Source organism: Sphingomonas cellulosilytica, from assembly GCF_052321755.1.
Taxonomy (GTDB): Bacteria; Pseudomonadota; Alphaproteobacteria; order Sphingomonadales; family Sphingomonadaceae; genus Sphingomonas.
Genome location: NZ_JBQRTT010000001.1, coordinates 166,425 through 182,404 on the forward strand (window position 1 = coordinate 166,425; position 15,980 = coordinate 182,404).

18 protein-coding genes are annotated in these 15,980 nt (G+C 68.4%); 2 read left to right on the forward strand and 16 right to left on the reverse strand.

Features of this window, described 5'->3' with window-relative positions; genetic code table 11:
* Nucleotides 1-74: 74 nt before the first annotated feature.
* The 11 genes from uvrC to ACTZQ5_RS00815 form a co-directional block, all read right to left on the reverse strand.
* Nucleotides 75-1,997: an excinuclease ABC subunit UvrC gene (gene uvrC / locus ACTZQ5_RS00765; protein WP_443583245.1), complete on the reverse strand. Its 1,923-nt coding sequence runs from the start codon at nucleotides 1,995-1,997 to the stop codon at nucleotides 75-77.
* A gap of 90 nt (nucleotides 1,998-2,087) precedes the next feature.
* Nucleotides 2,088-2,510, reverse strand: coding sequence for a hypothetical protein (locus tag ACTZQ5_RS00770; protein WP_443583246.1), 423 nt, complete (start codon nucleotides 2,508-2,510; stop codon nucleotides 2,088-2,090).
* Between the two features lie 61 nt (nucleotides 2,511-2,571).
* The gene (locus ACTZQ5_RS00775; RefSeq protein ID WP_443583247.1) at nucleotides 2,572-2,892 is read right to left on the reverse strand and encodes a DMT family transporter; all 321 of its coding nucleotides are present in this window, start codon (nucleotides 2,890-2,892) and stop codon (nucleotides 2,572-2,574) included.
* Between the two features lie 274 nt (nucleotides 2,893-3,166).
* Nucleotides 3,167-3,829 (reverse strand): F0F1 ATP synthase subunit B family protein, encoded by a 663-nt coding sequence (locus ACTZQ5_RS00780; protein ID WP_443583248.1) that lies wholly within the window; start codon nucleotides 3,827-3,829, stop codon nucleotides 3,167-3,169.
* Nucleotides 3,822-4,316, reverse strand: a complete 495-nt coding sequence (locus ACTZQ5_RS00785; RefSeq protein ID WP_443583249.1) for a F0F1 ATP synthase subunit B family protein — start codon at nucleotides 4,314-4,316, stop codon at nucleotides 3,822-3,824. Before ACTZQ5_RS00785 ends, ACTZQ5_RS00780 begins: the two co-directional genes overlap by 8 nt.
* Before the next feature lie 67 nt (nucleotides 4,317-4,383).
* Nucleotides 4,384-4,611, reverse strand: coding sequence for a F0F1 ATP synthase subunit C (locus ACTZQ5_RS00790; protein WP_038662560.1), 228 nt, complete (start codon nucleotides 4,609-4,611; stop codon nucleotides 4,384-4,386).
* 40 nt (nucleotides 4,612-4,651) lie between these two features.
* Nucleotides 4,652-5,443, reverse strand: a complete 792-nt coding sequence (locus tag ACTZQ5_RS00795; protein ID WP_443583692.1) for a F0F1 ATP synthase subunit A — start codon at nucleotides 5,441-5,443, stop codon at nucleotides 4,652-4,654.
* 50 nt (nucleotides 5,444-5,493) lie between these two features.
* Nucleotides 5,494-5,814 (reverse strand): AtpZ/AtpI family protein, encoded by a 321-nt coding sequence (locus ACTZQ5_RS00800; RefSeq protein ID WP_443583250.1) that lies wholly within the window; start codon nucleotides 5,812-5,814, stop codon nucleotides 5,494-5,496.
* 257 nt (nucleotides 5,815-6,071) lie between these two features.
* Nucleotides 6,072-6,443, reverse strand: coding sequence for a YdbL family probable chaperone protein (locus ACTZQ5_RS00805; RefSeq protein WP_443583251.1), 372 nt, complete (start codon nucleotides 6,441-6,443; stop codon nucleotides 6,072-6,074).
* A gap of 1 nt (nucleotide 6,444) precedes the next feature.
* Nucleotides 6,445-6,600 carry a YnbE family lipoprotein gene (locus tag ACTZQ5_RS00810; protein ID WP_443583693.1) on the reverse strand — a complete coding sequence of 52 codons (156 nt, stop codon included), beginning with the start codon at nucleotides 6,598-6,600 and terminating at the stop codon, nucleotides 6,445-6,447.
* Nucleotides 6,601-6,665: 65 nt separating this feature from the next.
* The gene (locus ACTZQ5_RS00815) at nucleotides 6,666-9,794 is read right to left on the reverse strand and encodes an intermembrane phospholipid transport YdbH family protein (RefSeq protein ID WP_443583252.1); all 3,129 of its coding nucleotides are present in this window, start codon (nucleotides 9,792-9,794) and stop codon (nucleotides 6,666-6,668) included.
* A 368-nt stretch (nucleotides 9,795-10,162) separates the two neighbouring features.
* Between ACTZQ5_RS00815 and radC the strand changes: the two genes are divergently transcribed.
* Nucleotides 10,163-10,852, forward strand: coding sequence for a RadC family protein (radC, locus tag ACTZQ5_RS00820; protein ID WP_443583253.1), 690 nt, complete (start codon nucleotides 10,163-10,165; stop codon nucleotides 10,850-10,852).
* 81 nt (nucleotides 10,853-10,933) lie between these two features.
* Here the strand turns inward: radC and ACTZQ5_RS00825 are convergent, their stop codons facing one another.
* Nucleotides 10,934-11,422 (reverse strand): EF-hand domain-containing protein, encoded by a 489-nt coding sequence (locus tag ACTZQ5_RS00825; RefSeq protein WP_443583254.1) that lies wholly within the window; start codon nucleotides 11,420-11,422, stop codon nucleotides 10,934-10,936.
* A 246-nt stretch (nucleotides 11,423-11,668) separates the two neighbouring features.
* Between ACTZQ5_RS00825 and purB the strand changes: the two genes are divergently transcribed.
* A complete protein-coding gene (gene purB / locus ACTZQ5_RS00830; protein WP_443583255.1) occupies nucleotides 11,669-12,982 on the forward strand; it encodes an adenylosuccinate lyase in 1,314 nt (437 codons plus the stop codon).
* Nucleotides 12,983-13,104: 122 nt separating this feature from the next.
* Here purB and ACTZQ5_RS00835 read toward each other — a convergent pair whose 3' ends face one another.
* The 4 genes from ACTZQ5_RS00835 to dnaJ form a co-directional block, all read right to left on the reverse strand.
* Nucleotides 13,105-13,620, reverse strand: a complete 516-nt coding sequence (locus ACTZQ5_RS00835; RefSeq protein WP_443583256.1) for a thioredoxin family protein — start codon at nucleotides 13,618-13,620, stop codon at nucleotides 13,105-13,107.
* Nucleotides 13,621-13,979: 359 nt separating this feature from the next.
* Nucleotides 13,980-14,282: a transcriptional regulator gene (locus ACTZQ5_RS00840; protein WP_443583257.1), complete on the reverse strand. Its 303-nt coding sequence runs from the start codon at nucleotides 14,280-14,282 to the stop codon at nucleotides 13,980-13,982.
* Nucleotides 14,279-14,731: a hypothetical protein gene (locus ACTZQ5_RS00845; protein ID WP_443583258.1), complete on the reverse strand. Its 453-nt coding sequence runs from the start codon at nucleotides 14,729-14,731 to the stop codon at nucleotides 14,279-14,281. Before ACTZQ5_RS00845 ends, ACTZQ5_RS00840 begins: the two co-directional genes overlap by 4 nt.
* 84 nt (nucleotides 14,732-14,815) lie before the next feature.
* A complete protein-coding gene (dnaJ, locus tag ACTZQ5_RS00850; protein ID WP_443583259.1) occupies nucleotides 14,816-15,937 on the reverse strand; it encodes a molecular chaperone DnaJ in 1,122 nt (373 codons plus the stop codon).
* Nucleotides 15,938-15,980 lie beyond the last annotated feature (43 nt).

Consider the following 15,980-nt stretch of genomic DNA (forward strand, 5'->3'; position numbering starts at 1 on the left):
GTCTCAGCAATCCCCCTGTACGCCGTCCAGTCTAGCGGGGCGCCGTGCAGCGGCAATGGAGAAACGATGCGCGTTCAGCGCGCGTGGTAGAAGTCGTACACCTGCTGCGCGACGCCGGCGGACACGCCTGGCGCCTTCTTGAGGTCTTCCAGGCTCGCATTGCGCACCGCGCGGCCGGTGCCGAAGTGCATCAGCAGCGCCTTCTTGCGCGCCGGGCCGATGCCGGGGACCTCGTCCAACGGGCTGGCGCCGATCGCCTTCGACCGCTTGTCGCGGTGCGCACCGATGACGAAGCGGTGCACCTCGTCACGGAGCCGTTGCAGGTAGAACAGCACCGGCGCGTTCACCGGCAACTGGAATTCGCGCCCGTCGAGCAGGTGGAACACCTCGCGGCCCTCGCGGCCGTGATGCGGGCCCTTGGCGATGCCGACCAGGCAGACGTCCTCGATACCGAGATCCTCCAGCACCGCCTTGGCCGCGCCCAGCTGCGGCTTGCCGCCGTCGATCAGCACGAGATCCGGCCACGTCCCGTCGTCGCGATCGGGCGTTTCCTCCAGCTGGCGGGCGAAGCGGCGGCGGAACACCTCGCGCATCATGCCGACGTCGCTGTCGGTGGCGGCTTCGTTGCCCTTGATGTTCCACTTGCGATACTGGCCCTTGCGAAACCCTTCCGGCCCCGCGACCACCATCGCGCCCAGTGCGTTGCTGCCTTGGATGTGGCTGTTGTCGTAAATCTCGATCCGCTGCGGCGGCTCGGCGAGATCGAACAATTCGGCGACCTCGCGCAGCAATCTGGCCTGCGTCGTGCTCTCGGCGAGCCGCCGCTCCAGCGCCTCGATCGCGTTGCGCCTGGCCTGGTCCATCAGCCGGCGGCGGTCGCCGCGCTGCGGCACCGACAGCGCCACCTTGTAGCCGGCGCGCTCGCCCAGCGCCTCGGCCAGCAACGCGCCTTCGCCCAGTTCGCGGTCGAGCAGGATCGTCTTCGGCGGCGGCACCTCCTCGTAGAATTGGGTGAGGAAGCTGGTCATCACCTCCTCCTCCGGCACGTCGTTGGTATGCTGCGGGAAGAAGCTGCGGTGCCCCCAATTCTGGCCGCCGCGGATGAAGAAGGCCTGGATGCCGATCACCCCGTCCTTGCAGGCGAGCGCGAACACATCGGCATCGCCGACGCCCTCCGCGTTGATCGCCTGCGTACCCTGGACGAAGGTGAGCGCCTTCAGCCGGTCGCGCAGCAGCGCGGCCAGTTCGAAGTCCATGTTCTCCGCCGCGGCCTGCATCTGCACGCCCAGCTTCGCCTGCACCTTGGTCGACTTGCCCGCCAGGAAGTCGCGGCAGTCGTCGACCAGTTCCTTGTAGCCGGCGGCATCAATCCGCCCGACGCATGGCGCCGAGCAGCGCTTGATCTGGTAGAGCAGGCACGGCCGGTCGCGCGTCTTGAAGAAGCCGTCGGTGCAGCTGCGCAGCAGGAACAGCTTCTGGAGCGCATTCAGCGTGTTGTTGACGCTGCCGGCGCTGGCGAAGGGACCATAGTAATTGCCCGGCGCCCGCCGTGCGCCGCGGTGCTTCTGCACGCGCGGGAAATCATGGTCGCCGCGCAGCAGGATGAAGGGAAAGCTTTTGTCGTCGCGCAGCAGCACGTTGTAGGCGGGGCGATACCGCTTGATGAGCTGCGCCTCGAGCAGCAGCGCCTCCGCCTCGTTGTTGGTGGTGACGATGGTCATCGACCGGGTCTGCGCGATCATCCGCTGCAACCGCTTGGTCAGCCCCTTCACCTGCGTGTAATTGGCGACGCGCTGCTTCAGCGAACGCGCCTTGCCGACATACAGCACATCGCCCTTGGCATCCTGCATGCGATAGACGCCCGAGCGATTGGGCAAAGTCTTCAGCACGTTGCGGATCGCGGCGACGCCTGCCTCGATGTCGGGCGCATCGCTGCCGCGGACGGTGTAGGTGGCGCGTTCTTCGTTGAATCGATCGGGGGGACCGTAACCGGACATGGTCGCCCATGTAGGAGTCGCACGCCTGCGGGGCTAGGCCCGGATGGCGTACCGGGAACAATCGCGTGGCCGGCGACGGCAGACGCGCGATCAGCGACCCGAAGGCAGGCCGCGGCGGCTTTCGACCGGCTTGACCGGCGGCGGCGCACTGCCGCCCAAGGCGGCCAGGTCGCCGCCGACCTTGGCCAGCAAGGCCGGCGTCATCTGGCCACCGCTCAGCGGCGCGAGCTTGCGCAGCGACAGCGCCTTGAACTTGGGCAGGTTCTCATCATCGCTGAGGCCGGGGAGATCGCGGTCGAGGATCGCCTTCGCCTTGGGATCGGCGATGAGATCGGCGATCGGCGTGTCGAGCGAAAAGGCGCCGCCCTCCACGGGCGCCGTCGCGGCCGGATCGGGCGCGGCGGCCGCAGCGTCGCTTGCGGGCAGATCCAGCGCAAAGCGATCGGCGGCGGCGGCCGCGCGCGTCGGCTCCTGCGCAACGACCAACAGCATCGGCAGCAACAACGACACCATGCGCTTCATCCCGGCAACCACGGACCTGCCCTGTGTAGCAGGTTCGCGGCCGGGCGGAAGATCAGGCCTGCGCGAACATCTTGGTGCCGACGATGCCGATCACGGTCAGCGCCATGAAGGCGGCCTGTGCCGGCCCCACGCGATCCCCGAACAACAGCACGCCGCCGATGATGACACCGACCGCGCCACAGCCCGTCCAAACCGCATAGGCCGTGCCCGCGGGCAGGCCGCGCATCGCCCATGCGAGCAGCGCCATGTTGACGAAGGAGAGGATGACCGGGATGGCCGAGGCCTGCCAGGTCGCGACGGTCGCCGCCCATTTCAGGCTCAGCGCCCAGCAGATTTCGGTGAATACGGCGACGGCAAGGATGAGCCACGACATGGGATTGCTCCTGTGCGGGCTCTGATGATGCGACCGCGCCGGAAACCCGTGAAGAGACGCGATCGGAAAAGGTAAATCCTCCCCGATACGGGGAGGTGGCAGCGCGGCAGCGCTGACGGAGGGGCAGACGCGGGCGATCCCGCTTGGGGCTGCCCCTCCCCCACCGCCTTCGGCGGCGTGGCGGGTCGGATCATCCCCCCGGGATGATCCTCGAATGCGCGGGGCGCATTCGACCCGACACGCCCCCTCCCCGTTGCGGGGAGGAGTGCAATGGTCAGTTGGGCCGGCCCAATCCCGCGATCGCGCGATCGATCATCGAGCGGTCGGCGCCGGCATCGTGATGCTCGGCGACCAGGATCGCAGCGGCCTTGGCGGCCGTTTCCGCGGCGAGCGCACGGACTTCGGCGATCGCACTGCGCTCGGCGGCGGCGATCTTGTCCTCGGCGCGCTTGGTGCGGCGGGCCATCAGCTCCTCCGCATCGCGCTTCGCCTTGGCGATGATCTGGTGCGCTTCCTGCTGGGCATGCGCCCGCATCGTCGCGGCATCGGCCTCGGCCGCCTTGGCCTTGGCTTCATATTCGCTGCGCAGCGCTTCGGCTTCGGCGCGCAGCTTCGCCGCTTCGTCGAGCTGCGCCCGTACGCCGGCGATCTGCTTGTCGAGCGCCGCACCGATCTTCGCCGGCACCTTGACGATCAGCATGCCGACCAGCACGACCAGCGCGGCGATGCCGACCCAGCCGGTGGTGTTGAAGCCGAGCGCGGTCGCCTCGGCGACATGCTCCGCACCGGGTTCGGAGACGTTGGCGGTCAGTTCGCTGCCGTCACGCACGTCGCGTGGCCGCAGGCCCTGTGCCGAAGCGGCGTCGGACAGGTTGGCGGCGACGGCGGCATCGCCGGCATCGCCCTGAGGTACGGAACCCTGTGCGGGATTAGCCATGCGCGTTGCTCCTGCGCACCGCATCCGCGGCGGCATCGATGCTGACGGTCAGGCCCGACACCTTGGCGACCAGATCCTGCGCCACCTCGGCAGCGACGGTCTGGAGATTCAGCATGGCGCTGGCCTTGGCGTTGCCGACGGCGAGGTCGTGATGCGCCAGCCGTTCGGCCAGTTCGGCATCGGCCGACTTCACCTGGCTCTCGGCCGCCTTGGCGGCCTGCGCCTTGGCGGCGCTGGTCTCGGCGAGCGCCGCGGCGCGCGCCTCGTCCATCTTCACGCGCCACGCCTCTTCCACCGTGTCGGCGGCGAGACGGGCCTGTTCGGCCGCGGCGAGGTCGCCCGCGATCCGGCCTTCACGCGCATCCACGGTCGCGATGACCCTGGGCACCATCATCTTGCCGATCCCGAAATACAGGATACCGAAGGTGACGAGCAGCCAGAAGATCTGCGAAGCGTAAGTGGCGGCGATCTGCGAAATCTGGGGCATTGAAGACCTTTGACGCGGGTCCGCAGCCGGATCGCCGGGCAGGTGCGCCCGGCGGCCCGACCACAGGTTAGGCGACGAACAGCAGGATGATCATCGTCACGAAGGCGAGCAGGCCGAGCAGCTCGGCGCCCGCGAAACCGATGAACAGACGGCCCTGCTGGCTGTCCGCCGCACCCGGATTGCGCAGCGCGCCTTCGAGGAACTTGGCGAACACGTTGCCCACGCCGAGCGAGGCGAGGCCCATGCCGATCGCGGCCAGGCCGGCACCGATCATCTTGGCGGCTTCTGCGTCCATGTCAAAACTCCGTATCAAACAAGTGGGTTGAAGAGAAAACTCAGTGCAGGTTGACGGCGTCGTTCAGGTAGACGCTCGTCAGCAGCGCAAACACATAGGCCTGGATGGCGGCGACCAGCAGCTCGAGCAGCGTGATGCCGATCATCAGCAGGAAGCTGGGCAGCGAGATCAGCAGGCCGTAGCCCGGCCCGAGGTTGATGCCGCTGATGACGAACGCCGCCAGCACCTTGAGCAGGATATGCCCCGCGGTCATCGCGACGAACAGTCGCAGGCCGAGGCTGAACGGCCGCACCAGGAAGCTCATCAGCTCGACGACGAAGATCAGCGGGATCATCAGCTTGGGCGTGCCGTGCGGCACGAACAGCGCGAAGAAGTGGAAGCCGTGCTTGCCGAAGCCGACGATCAGCACGATCGCGAAGCTGATGATCGCCAGCACGCCGGTGACGGTCAGGTGGCTGGTGATGGTGAACGGATGCCATCCGGGCACGACGCCGACCGGGGTCAGGCCCCAGATGTTGGCGAAGAGGATGAACATGAAGAGCGAGAAGACGTAGGGGACGAACCGCTTGCCGGCAGGGCCGATGTTGGACGTCAGCATGTTCGAGACGAAGCCGGTGAAGCCTTCCACCGCCGCCTGCCAGCGACCCGGCACCAGTTCGCGCTTCATCCCGCCCAGCATGAACAGCCACAGGCTGGCGAGCGTGATGACCATCCACAACGCGGAGTTGGTGAACGAGATGTCGTAGCCCGCGACGACCCAATGCCGACCGAACAGGGGTTCGATCAGGAACTGGTGCATCGGATCGATCTTGCTGCCCGATTCTGCCGCCACTTGCTCTACCGCCACTGGGGCCTTCGCTCCCTGATACGACAAACGCCCGGTTATGCCGGGCGTTCGCCTGCTATTCGAATGATCTGCCTGAACGCGACGGCTATTCCGAGGAACAGCATCACGATCAGCGCCCATGGACCCGTGCCGAACCAGTGGTCGATACACCAGCCGATCAGCGCGCTGCCGACGAGGCTTCCGATCAGGGCGGCGAGCACGCGATTGCCGAGCGAATATCCCGCATCGGCGTTCGGCGCCCCCTGCCCCGTCCGCAACGCTTCCTGATGCCGGGCTTCCTTCAGCCGCTCATCGAGCGCGGAAAGCCGCGGATCCTCCGCGCTGGTGAAGTCTCGTCCGGTATCGTCTTCCGCCACGCGCGCACCCTCGCCTGTATGTTTCAGCCGGGGGAGAAAGCGCGCAGGGCGACCGATCCCGCCAAGGCGTGGCCCGTTTAGGTGTGGGGTGCCGGGGTGTCAACCGCCCTTGATTCCTCCCCCGCCAGGGGGAGGTGGCAGCGAAGCTGACGGAGGGGGAGGCAAGCAACCGCGTCGCGCTTGCGGAGACGCCCCCTCCACCACGCCCTGCGGGCGCGGTCGCCCTCCCCCGCTAAAGCGAGGGAGGAATTACTGCGCTACTTGCATCGGCCGTCGAGTTCCGGCGTGCCGGTGTTTTCCTTCCACTGGCCCGACGGCGTCTTGTACATTTCCCCGACCGGCACGCGGGCGACGAGGTTGCACCCGGTGGTGAAGGCGAACTGCTCCACGGTAGAGCCGCTCGCCTGCGCACTGGCGGTATAGGCCGCCTTGCGCTTGATGTTGATGTCGCGGACCAGCGCCTGCACCGCAGCGCCGCCGCTCACCACGCCAAGATAGCCGTCGGGTTGTTCGCCGACCTGCTTCGCCTCGCGCGCCGCCGCATAGGCGGGATCGCGCTGCGCCATGGCCGCCGCGGACAGGCCGGTGAGAGCCACCACGCCGGCAACCGTCAAAAGACCTGTCTTCATATCAGAATATCCCCGGATTCTCTTTGATGAGCGACTTCGCCTCGCCATCGAGGCGATAGACCACTTCCTGCGTCACGCTGATGTTCAGGTTGATCTGGATCGGCTTGTCGGGTGCCGACACGTTGATGCACCCCGCCGACGCCGCCGCCAATCCCATCCCGATCGTAGCCTGCAACAGCCGCAATGTCGTGATTCGCTCCACCATCTTCAATCCTGTTTCGCTCATGGCACGGTTCCGCTTGCGGGAGGCTGAATAGGCGGCGTCGCCGGCACGGCCTGCCGTTGCTGCTGCTGCTGTCGTTCGAGCAGGGCGGGCAGGTTGCGCTGGATCAGCCGCCGCGGGTCGTAGAAGGACTGCGCCGAATCGAGCAGCCCGCGGAAGGGCGCCTCTATCCGCACGTTGAAGACGAACGGCAGCCTCTGCAGGCGGCGGACGAGGAAGTTGCTCTTGGCGCCCTGCCCCTGCGTCACGCCGGCGAAGCGCACCTGCGTCACCATCTCCCCCGACAGCGGGCCGTTCATCGCGATGGTGAGGTTGCGGTAGCGCAGGGATTTCAGTGCCTGGAAGGCGATGTTACCCCACAGGCCAAGGTCCTTCTGCGTCAGGTCGCCGACATAGGCGATCGAGCCGCCGCCGGGCCGCACCGTCAGCGATCCGTTCTCGATCCGGCCGCCCGCGATGTCGAACACCATCGGCAGCTCGCCGTCGAAGACGCCGGTGGCATCGAGGTTCTTGAAGTCGAACTGGGCGAGGAAGCGATCCGCCTGCACCCCTTCGAGGCGGAAGGTCATGCGCCGCGATCCGGCCTGGGCGAAGTCGAGCGTGGTCGGCAGCAGCGTCATCTTGCCGCCGGCGAACGGCCACACGCCGCTGTCGATCTGCACGCGCGTATCGGGCAGCAGCTGATAGACGATCGTGCCGTCGTTGACCGCGATACCGGGATTGACCGTCTTGATCGTCGCCACCTGCTGCGGCGCACTGGCGAGGCTGAGCAGATCGGTGAAACGGATCGTGGTGGTGATGCCGCTGACCGGACCGAAGGCGGCAGCGAGCGCGGCGTCCCGGGTGGCGAAGGTGCCGGTGGAGGTGACGCCCTCCGGTTGCCAGGCGATATGCCCCTCTCCGGTTACCCGGGCGCGCACATCGGCGACGACGCCATAGGTCAGGCGGGTGAGCAGGTCGGGCTGGAAATCCTTGGCGAAGGTGATGCCCGGTACGGCGATATCCGCCGTGCCGCTGCCCGCCGCCAGCGCATGCGCGATGGTGACGTCGGCGACCTTCACGCTTTTGGTCGGTTCGTAGAGCGTGCCGGTGGCGTGGATCGCCCCGTCGGCGAGATCGAGCGCCACTGCCCGCGCCTCCATCGGGTTGAAGCGCGGCGCGGACGCGGCATCGCTGACCGTCATCGCGCCCGTGAGGTGCAGCGCGCCGCCGCGCAGCGACCAGTCGCCCGCCGCCGCACCGAGCAACAGCGGCACGTTGGCGATCTGCCCGCTACCGCCGGTGAAGGTGCCCGCCACGGCCGCGCCCGCCAGCCGGCCGGTCAACTGACCGAGATCGATCCGCGTCACCCGCTCCGCGCTGCCCAGCCGGGTGGCGACGCCGTCGACGACGAAGCCGCGATCGGCCAGCCGCAGCTGCGCACCGCTCGCCGCCACGGTCAGCGGCGTCTGCCCCAGGCGGCCGGCGAGCTGCACGGCCGGCAGCCGCACGCCGCCGGTCGCCCGCCCATCGGCGAACGTCACCATCGCCCCCGACAGCGGGCAGAGCGTCGTGCGCAGCGGATCGAGCACCAGCCCCGCCACCGCCAGCCGCCGGATCCCCAGCGCCCCGCAGGAGGAGTTGATCGCCACCCGGCGTCGCCCGTCCCAACGCAGGTCGAGCGGCAGCGACAGCCCGTCGACACGGCCATCGCCAAGCGGCCCGGACAGCGTCGCGCGCGTCGTCACCCGCGTCGCGCCGCCCGGCGTGGCGGTGAATTCGACCGGCGTCAGCGCCAGTGTCGCGCCGCCGGCCGCATATGGCGCCACGGTCCCCCGCCCGCGGATCGGCGCACCCGCCGCGGATTGCGCCAGCGTCACCCGCGCATCGGGCAGGCCGCCGCCGCCCATCGCCAATGCCGTGTCGAGGCGTACCCGCGCCTGCGGCCAGTCGATCGTCACCCCCGTGCCGCCGGAAAGGCGCAGGCGGGCGCCGCTGTCCGAGGCCAGTGCGACCTGCGCGATCCGCGCCTCGCCGGCGCCACCGGCCATCTGCACCGCGAGCTTCGCCTCACCGTCGAAATGCTCCGCCGCGCGTCGCGCCGCGTGCGTCGCCGCCGTGACGAGCGGAGCGAGCGGCGTGCCCGCTCCGGCGGCCTCCGCGTCGAGCGTTCGCGCCGCCGCCAAACGCATTCCGCGCCCGCTGACGGTTCCGGCGAAGCGCTGCCCTTCGCCGATACGATAATCGCCGCGGATCGCCAGCGCCTCCGCCTGGCCGGCCGCGATGGCGGCGCGGGCGGCGGCCAGGTCCAGGGTACCGGACGTCGATCGGGCGGTGCCGTCGAAGGCGACCGTTCCCGCCAGCGCCGCCGCACGCGCGCCGCTGCCCGCCACCACGCCGGTGGCGAGCCGCGCCCGGCCGTTCCAGCCGTCCAGAGCCGGCGCCAGCGTCAGGTTGAGATCGGCGCGGGCTTGCTGCACGCTGGCGCCGCCGCAGTTTGCCTGCGCGATGCGTACCGGCCCGCGGACCGTGGGCGCGCCGCGCGCCACATCGAGGTGGAATGCGGCGCCCAGTCCCCGCAGGCTGCAACCGTCCTGCGCCAGCCGCTCGGCGGCCAGCGCCAGCGTGCCGCTGAACCCGTCGTCGAGCCGCCCGTTGCCGGACAGCCGTACACCGACCACCCCCGCCGGTGTCTCCAGCCGCATCCGTCCGTCCGCGACGTTCAGGTCGAGCGCCGGCAGGGCGAACGGCTTGCCCGAAGGCGGCGGCATCAGCCGGTCGAGCGCGCCGAGCGACAATCGCCCGTCGACCACGCGCCCCCGCACCCGCACATGGCCGGCACGCACGCCGACCAGCCGCGCGCCATCCAGCCCGACATGCGTCTCCGCCTCCAGCCAGTCGGCGACGAGATCGGGATGCGCAGGATCGCCGATCACCACATCGGTCAGCCGCTGCCGACCGAGGCCGAGATCCCGGATACCGTAGCGGGCGGCGACACCGCGCTTCGCCAGTTCGCGATCGATGACGCGCGCGGCGATCGGCTTGCGGGCCATCCACAAGGCGATGCATGCCAGCAGCAGGATCAGGCCGATCGCGATGCCGACCCATTGCCGCCGGGCAAGGCGGGGGCGGCGGGGCGTATCGTTCAACTCATCCGCGCCCTCGACCATCGCCGGGCACCATAAGCGCTGTCGTGACCACGGCGCAATTGCGGGCGGCCCGTATCGGTCCTTTGCGGGACCGGCGGTTCAGGGCGCCCTGAACACCGGCGCTTTCACGCGGAGGCGCGGAGGCGCGGAGGCGCGGAGATGTCGCACTTGGCCGAGGATGCGGCGCGCGATCATCGCCGGCTCGAGATTCCATAGCGCTGCCGCGCGCAATATCTCCGCGCCTCCGCGCCTCCGCGTGAACAAATGTCTGCTTTCCCGATGCTTGGCGCGTACATGCGGCGCCATGCAGCTCTTCTTCGGATCGCAGCATTGTCGCCGCACCGTTCCCGCCCTACCCTCGACCGGCAATGGCCGCCGATCCCCCTCCCGACGACAATGCCGGCCATCGCGAGCGGCTGCGTGGGCGGTTGCTGACCGGGGGCGGCGAGACGCTGCTCGATCACGAGTTGATCGAATATCTGCTGACGCTGGTCATTCCGCGCCGGGATACCAAGCCGACCGCCAAGGCGCTGCTGCGCGAGTTCGGCGGGATCGGCGGCATGCTGACCGCGGACGCCGAGGCGCTGATGCGGGTGGCGGGGGTGAGCGAAAAATCGGCGGCGGCGATCAAGATCGCGCATGCGATCGCCATCCGGCTGCTCAAGGCGACCGTGGCCGAGCAGCCGATCCTCGCCAACTGGCAGGCGCTGCTCGATTACCTGCGCGCCGACATGGCGCATCACACGATCGAGCGCTTTCGCGTGCTCCACCTCAACACCCGCAACATGCTGATCCGCGACGAGGTGATGAGCGAAGGGTCGATCGACCAGGCCGCCGTTCACATCCGCGAAGTGATCCGGCGGGCCATCGACCTGGGTTCGGCGGCGATCATCCTCGTCCACAACCATCCCTCGGGCGACCCCTCCCCCAGCCGCGCCGACATCACGGTCACCCGTGCCATCGCCAGCGCCGGCGAACCGTTGGGCATCGTCGTGCACGACCATATCATCATGGGCCGCAACGGGCATGTCAGCCTGAAGGCGCAAGGACTGATCTGACGATCTTTCCCGATATGCCGTAGATGGGAAAAAGGCCGCCGGATCGCTCCGGCGGCCTCTTCGTCATCGGTTATCCGAGGATCAGGACTTGGCCTGGCTCAGGAAACCGACCAGTTCGGGCTGCGACACGGACTTGTTCTTGTCCTTGTCGGCCTGGGCGAAGGCGGCATTGACCCACGACTTGGTTTCGGCGCTGGTCGCGCTCGCCTTGGGATCGCTCGCCTGCTTCAGCTTGACCATCCAGCTGGCGAACTCGGTCTTTTCGAGCTTGCCGTCCTTGTTCGCGTCATAGGTCGGGAACTCGGTCTGGACGACGCTTGCCACCTGATCGCCACCGGCGGCCGGTTCGGCCGTCGCCGTCTGGGTTTCTGGCGTACCGGGGGTTGCCTGCTGGTCGGCCGCGGCGGTTGAATCCATCGGCGTGGCCGGCGACGCCTGCGGGTCGGCGACCGGGGCGCCCTGCGGTACGTTGGCCGGAGCCGCCTGCGTCGGCGCCGTCTGCGCAGGTGCGGCTTGCGCCGGTGCAGTATTGGTTTGCGTCTGCGCCAGTGCCGGCGCAGCAATCGTCATCACTCCGGCGAGAAGAGCATATTTCAGCATTATCTGTCTCCCATTGTTCAACATGAACTCTGCACGGGATCGATTGCCCGACCCGGCGTGCAGATTTCAAAATGGGGATCGCTGCATTGATTGCAATGGTTCCGGCCCGGCCGAGATTGTCGCCTCCGTCGCGCGCTGCTAGTGCGCCGCAGAAATCCGCGAGTCGCGCGGACATGGCCACGACGAGCCGTGGCCCGAGCAGGACGAAGGAACACCATGGTCCCCCGTTATTCCCGCCCCGAGATGACCGCGATCTGGACCCCGGAGGCGCGCTTTCGCATCTGGTTCGAGATCGAGGCGCATGCCACCGACGCGCTGGCCGAGCTGGGCGTCGTCCCCCGCGAGGCGGCCGACGCGCTGTGGGCGTGGTGGCGCACCGAACCGGCGATCGACGTCGCGGCGATCGACGCCATCGAGGCGGTGACCAAGCACGACGTCATCGCCTTCCTCACCTGGGTGGCGGAGAATGTCGGCGAGCAGGCGCGCTTCATGCACCAGGGCATGACCTCGTCCGACGTGCTCGACACCTGCTTTGCGGTGCAGCTGTCGCGCGCCGCCGACATCCTGCTCGCCGACCTCGACCGGCTGCTGGAGGTGCTGGAGCGGCGCGCGGTGGAGCACAAGCTCACGCCCACGATCGGCCGCAGCCACGGCATCCATGCCGAACCGGTCACCTTCGGCCTGAAGCTCGCGCAGGCCTATGCCGAGTTCGACCGGTGCCGCACGCGCCTCATCGCCGCGCGCGCCGATATCGCCACCTGCGCGATCTCGGGCGCGGTCGGCACCTTCGCCAACATCGATCCCGCGGTCGAGGCGCATGTCGCCGCCAAGCTCGGCCTGTCGGTCGAGCCCGTCTCGACGCAGGTCATCCCGCGCGACCGGCATGCGATGTTCTTCGCGACGCTGGGCGTCATCGCCTCGTCGATCGAACGGCTGGCGACCGAGGTCCGCCACCTCCAGCGCACCGAGGTGCTGGAGGCGGAGGAATATTTCAGCCCCGGCCAGAAAGGCTCGTCGGCGATGCCGCACAAGCGCAATCCGGTGCTGACCGAGAACCTGACCGGGCTGGCCCGCATGGTCCGCGGCTATGTGACCCCGGCGCTGGAGAATGTCGCGCTGTGGCACGAACGCGACATCTCGCATTCGTCGGTGGAACGCTACATCGGGCCGGATGCGACGATCACCCTCGACTTCGCGCTGGCGCGGCTGACCGGGGTGATCGACAAGCTGCTCGTCTACCCCGAGCGGATGGACAAGAACCTCAACAAGATGGGCGGCCTCGTCCATTCGCAGCGCGTGCTTCTGGCGCTGACCCAGGCGGGGGTGAGCCGCGAGGATGCCTATCGCCTGGTGCAGCGCAACGCGATGAAGGTGTGGGAATCGGACGGCGCGCTGTCGCTGCTCGACCTGCTGAAGGCCGATGCGGAGGTGACCGTGGCGCTGTCGCCCGCCGAGTTGGAGGAGAAGTTCGACCTCGGCTACCACCTGCGCCACGTCGACACGATCTTCGCCCGGGTGTTCGGCAAGTAACCGGATCCTCCCCGGCACGGGGAGGGGGCCTCCACCGACGACACGCTATGTGGAGAGCCCCCTCCACCATTCGGCTGCGCCGAACGGTCCCCCTCCCCGTGCCGGGGAGGATTGGAGTCGCGTCACACCCAGCGGGCGAGCCAGTCGGCGAGGCCCTGCGGCGATAGCGAGCGCGCATCCGCCAGTGCCGTCTCGCGGCCGGCGTTGACCACGCGGTCGGTCTTGGGATCGACGATCAGCAGCGCGGGCACGCCGGCCAGCCGGCCCTTGATCCCGTAGCGCGCCGGGATGTCGAGGTTCTTGTCGAAGCGGCCGATGTCCACCGCCACCACCTCGTAATGCTTCGCCATGAAGCCGTGCATGGCAGGCAGGTGCATCACCCCGGCGAGCAGGCGGCAGTCGAGGCACCAATTGCCGCCGAGGTCGATCAGCAGCTTCTTGTTGCCCTTCAGCGCCCGCGCCTTGGCCGCGGCGACGGCCGCCCTGGCATCGGCATTGGCATCGTAGGGCAAGGGCAGCGGCTGTGGCAGCTGGTTGAACGTCGCGACCGGCACGCGCGGCGCGGTGGCGGCGGCGAGCGGCAGGGCGGGCAACGTCAGCGCCGCGGCGGCGAACGTCAGCGTCAGGGCACGGAACATCGGCATCTCCAACAATGATGACCGATCTGACCCGCTTTGCCCAGACATGGCAAGCAAGCTGCTGTTTCCCGCCCCGTGGCCCCATTTATGTCCGGAACGGTTGCACGGAACGCACGCTTGCGTGCAGGCAACAATGTTGCGCCATAGCGTAACGAATTTAAAGCAGCGCTTACCGGATATTCTTCCGGTCAGGAGATGTCATCCATGCGTATGTTCGAAACCGCGGCCAGCAGCGCGCTGGCGATCGCGGCTCAGGCGCTGGTGATCGGGGTCATCGTTTCGACCCTGTGAACCAAGCGGCCTGGCTGCCCGTCTTCGCCGCCCGCTCCGTCGGGCGCCAAACGGGGCAGCCGGCAGGATCACTCCGCAGCGATCCGCTGGGTGAGGTTGGCGAGCACGGTCAGCGCCGCGACATGGGCTGCGAAGGCCTTGCGTCCGCCACGCGTCGCAGCCGCCCAAGTCCGCGAGCGGCCATCGCTCGGCCCCTTGCGCAGGGCGACATAGCCGGCCTCGACCAGCGCGCCGAGATGCTTGGACAGCACCGAATCGCTGACCCCCGTGGTCGTGCGCAGCAGGGCGAATTCGGCATCCTGCACCTCGGTCAGCACCGCCATGATCTGAAGGCGGGCCGGCGGATGGATGACCGGATCGAAGCCGGTCATGCGATGCCGTCCAGCATCTCGCGCCGGAACACGCGGCACCACCAGATGCTGCCGCCGTAAGCGATTGCGGCGGCCACCACCCCCAGCGGCAGCGGCGCCCAGCCGATCCCGCGGTCGAGCGCCAGCCACAGGCCGAGCATGTGCAGCGGCAGGATCACCAGCAGCAAGGCGCCCGTCACCCAGCGAGTGCGGCCGGCACGATAGCCGTTGATGAACATGCCCATCCGCTTGCGATCCCAGCGGATGATCCACGCGATCGCCGCGAAGATGCCGACCAGCACGACGAACCGGAAGGGCAAGGGCACCGCAGGGCTGGCGACCAGCACCCCCATCAGCGCGGCAAAGGCGAGATGGCGCAGCGGCGGGGTGTCCGATGCCGCCGCCAGCTTCACGCGGGATTGTTCGATGAATGCCAGCGCCTGGGCTGCGGCTTCGCTATTGGGTTCCACGACGTCACTCCCTTTCCGATATGGAAAGAGAGTGACGCCGACTTTCCAATTCGTCAAGTGATAACTTTCCGCTGTGGAAAGTCTTCACTCGCCGGCGAATACGCCCTTCAGCTTGGCGAAGAAGCCCTGGCTCGCCGGGCATTCGTCGCCCGTCTCGGTCTCGCGGAACAGTTCGAGCAATTCGCGCTGGCGCGTCGTCAGCCTGGTCGGCGTCTCGACGTCGATCTGGATGACGAGATCGCCCTGCCCGCGCCCTTGCAGCACCGGCATGCCGGCGCCGCGCTGGCGCAGCTGCTTGCCCGACTGGATGCCGGCCGGGATCTTGATCTCATGCGTGCGGCCGTCGAGGCCCGGGATCGACAGCGCCCCGCCCAAGGCGGCGGTGGTGAAGCTGATCGGCGCCCGCGCGAACAGCGTGGTGCCTTCGCGTTCGAAGATCGCGTGCCGTTTGACGTGGAGGAAGATGTAGAGGTCGCCCGGCGGTGCGCCACGCGGCCCCGCCTCGCCCTCACCCGACAGGCGGATGCGCGTGCCCTCGTCGACGCCGGGCGGCACGTTGACGGCCAACGTCTTGGTCTTGTCGACCCGGCCGTCGCCGCGGCAATCGGGACACGGATCGGCGATGATCTCGCCCGACCCCTGACACACCGGACAGGCGCGCTCGACGACGAAGAACCCCTGCTGCGCGCGCACCTTGCCGTGGCCGTTGCACTGGCGGCAGGTCGAGGCATGCGTGCCGGGCTTCGCGCCCGAACCGTGGCAGGTGTCGCATTGCGCGGAGACGTCGACGGTGATCTCGGTCTGCTTGCCATGGAACGCCTCTTCCAGGCTGACCTCCATGTCGTAGCGCAGATCGGCACCGCGCCGCTGCGGCTGGCGCCCGCCGCCGCGGCCGCCCATGAATTCGCCGAACACCGATTCGAAGATATCGGAAAAGCCGCTGAAATCCTGCGCGCCGCCACCGCCGCCGCCGCCATTCTGGAAGGCGGCATGGCCGTAGCGATCATAGGCCGCGCGCTTCTGCGGGTCCTTCAGGACCTCATAGGCTTCGCTAACCGCCTTGAACTTGGCTTCGCTGTCCTTGCACCCGGCATTCTTGTCGGGGTGATACTTCATCGCAAGCTTGCGGTACGACGATTTCAGCGTCGCGCCGTCCGCATCACGCTCGCATTCGAGCAGTTCGTAATAGTCGACTGTGGTGCTCATGCCCGTCCTCTAGCGCGAGACGATTCAGGTCCGTCCAACTGCT

Coding starts and splice junctions, on each gene's coding strand:
- uvrC (WP_443583245.1), bottom strand. CDS start 1,997: ATGTCCGGTTACGGTCCCCCCGATCGATTCAACGAAGAACGCGCCACC.
- ACTZQ5_RS00770 (WP_443583246.1), bottom strand. CDS start 2,510: ATGGTGTCGTTGTTGCTGCCGATGCTGTTGGTCGTTGCGCAGGAGCCG.
- ACTZQ5_RS00775 (WP_443583247.1), bottom strand. CDS start 2,892: ATGTCGTGGCTCATCCTTGCCGTCGCCGTATTCACCGAAATCTGCTGG.
- ACTZQ5_RS00780 (WP_443583248.1), bottom strand. CDS start 3,829: ATGGCTAATCCCGCACAGGGTTCCGTACCTCAGGGCGATGCCGGCGAT.
- ACTZQ5_RS00785 (WP_443583249.1), bottom strand. CDS start 4,316: ATGCCCCAGATTTCGCAGATCGCCGCCACTTACGCTTCGCAGATCTTC.
- ACTZQ5_RS00790 (WP_038662560.1), bottom strand. CDS start 4,611: ATGGACGCAGAAGCCGCCAAGATGATCGGTGCCGGCCTGGCCGCGATC.
- ACTZQ5_RS00805 (WP_443583251.1), bottom strand. CDS start 6,443: ATGAAGACAGGTCTTTTGACGGTTGCCGGCGTGGTGGCTCTCACCGGC.
- ACTZQ5_RS00810 (WP_443583693.1), bottom strand. CDS start 6,600: ATGGGATTGGCGGCGGCGTCGGCGGGGTGCATCAACGTGTCGGCACCC.
- radC (WP_443583253.1), top strand. CDS start 10,163: ATGGCCGCCGATCCCCCTCCCGACGACAATGCCGGCCATCGCGAGCGG.
- ACTZQ5_RS00825 (WP_443583254.1), bottom strand. CDS start 11,422: ATGACGATTGCTGCGCCGGCACTGGCGCAGACGCAAACCAATACTGCA.
- purB (WP_443583255.1), top strand. CDS start 11,669: ATGGTCCCCCGTTATTCCCGCCCCGAGATGACCGCGATCTGGACCCCG.
- ACTZQ5_RS00835 (WP_443583256.1), bottom strand. CDS start 13,620: ATGTTCCGTGCCCTGACGCTGACGTTCGCCGCCGCGGCGCTGACGTTG.
- ACTZQ5_RS00840 (WP_443583257.1), bottom strand. CDS start 14,282: ATGACCGGCTTCGATCCGGTCATCCATCCGCCGGCCCGCCTTCAGATC.
- dnaJ (WP_443583259.1), bottom strand. CDS start 15,937: ATGAGCACCACAGTCGACTATTACGAACTGCTCGAATGCGAGCGTGAT.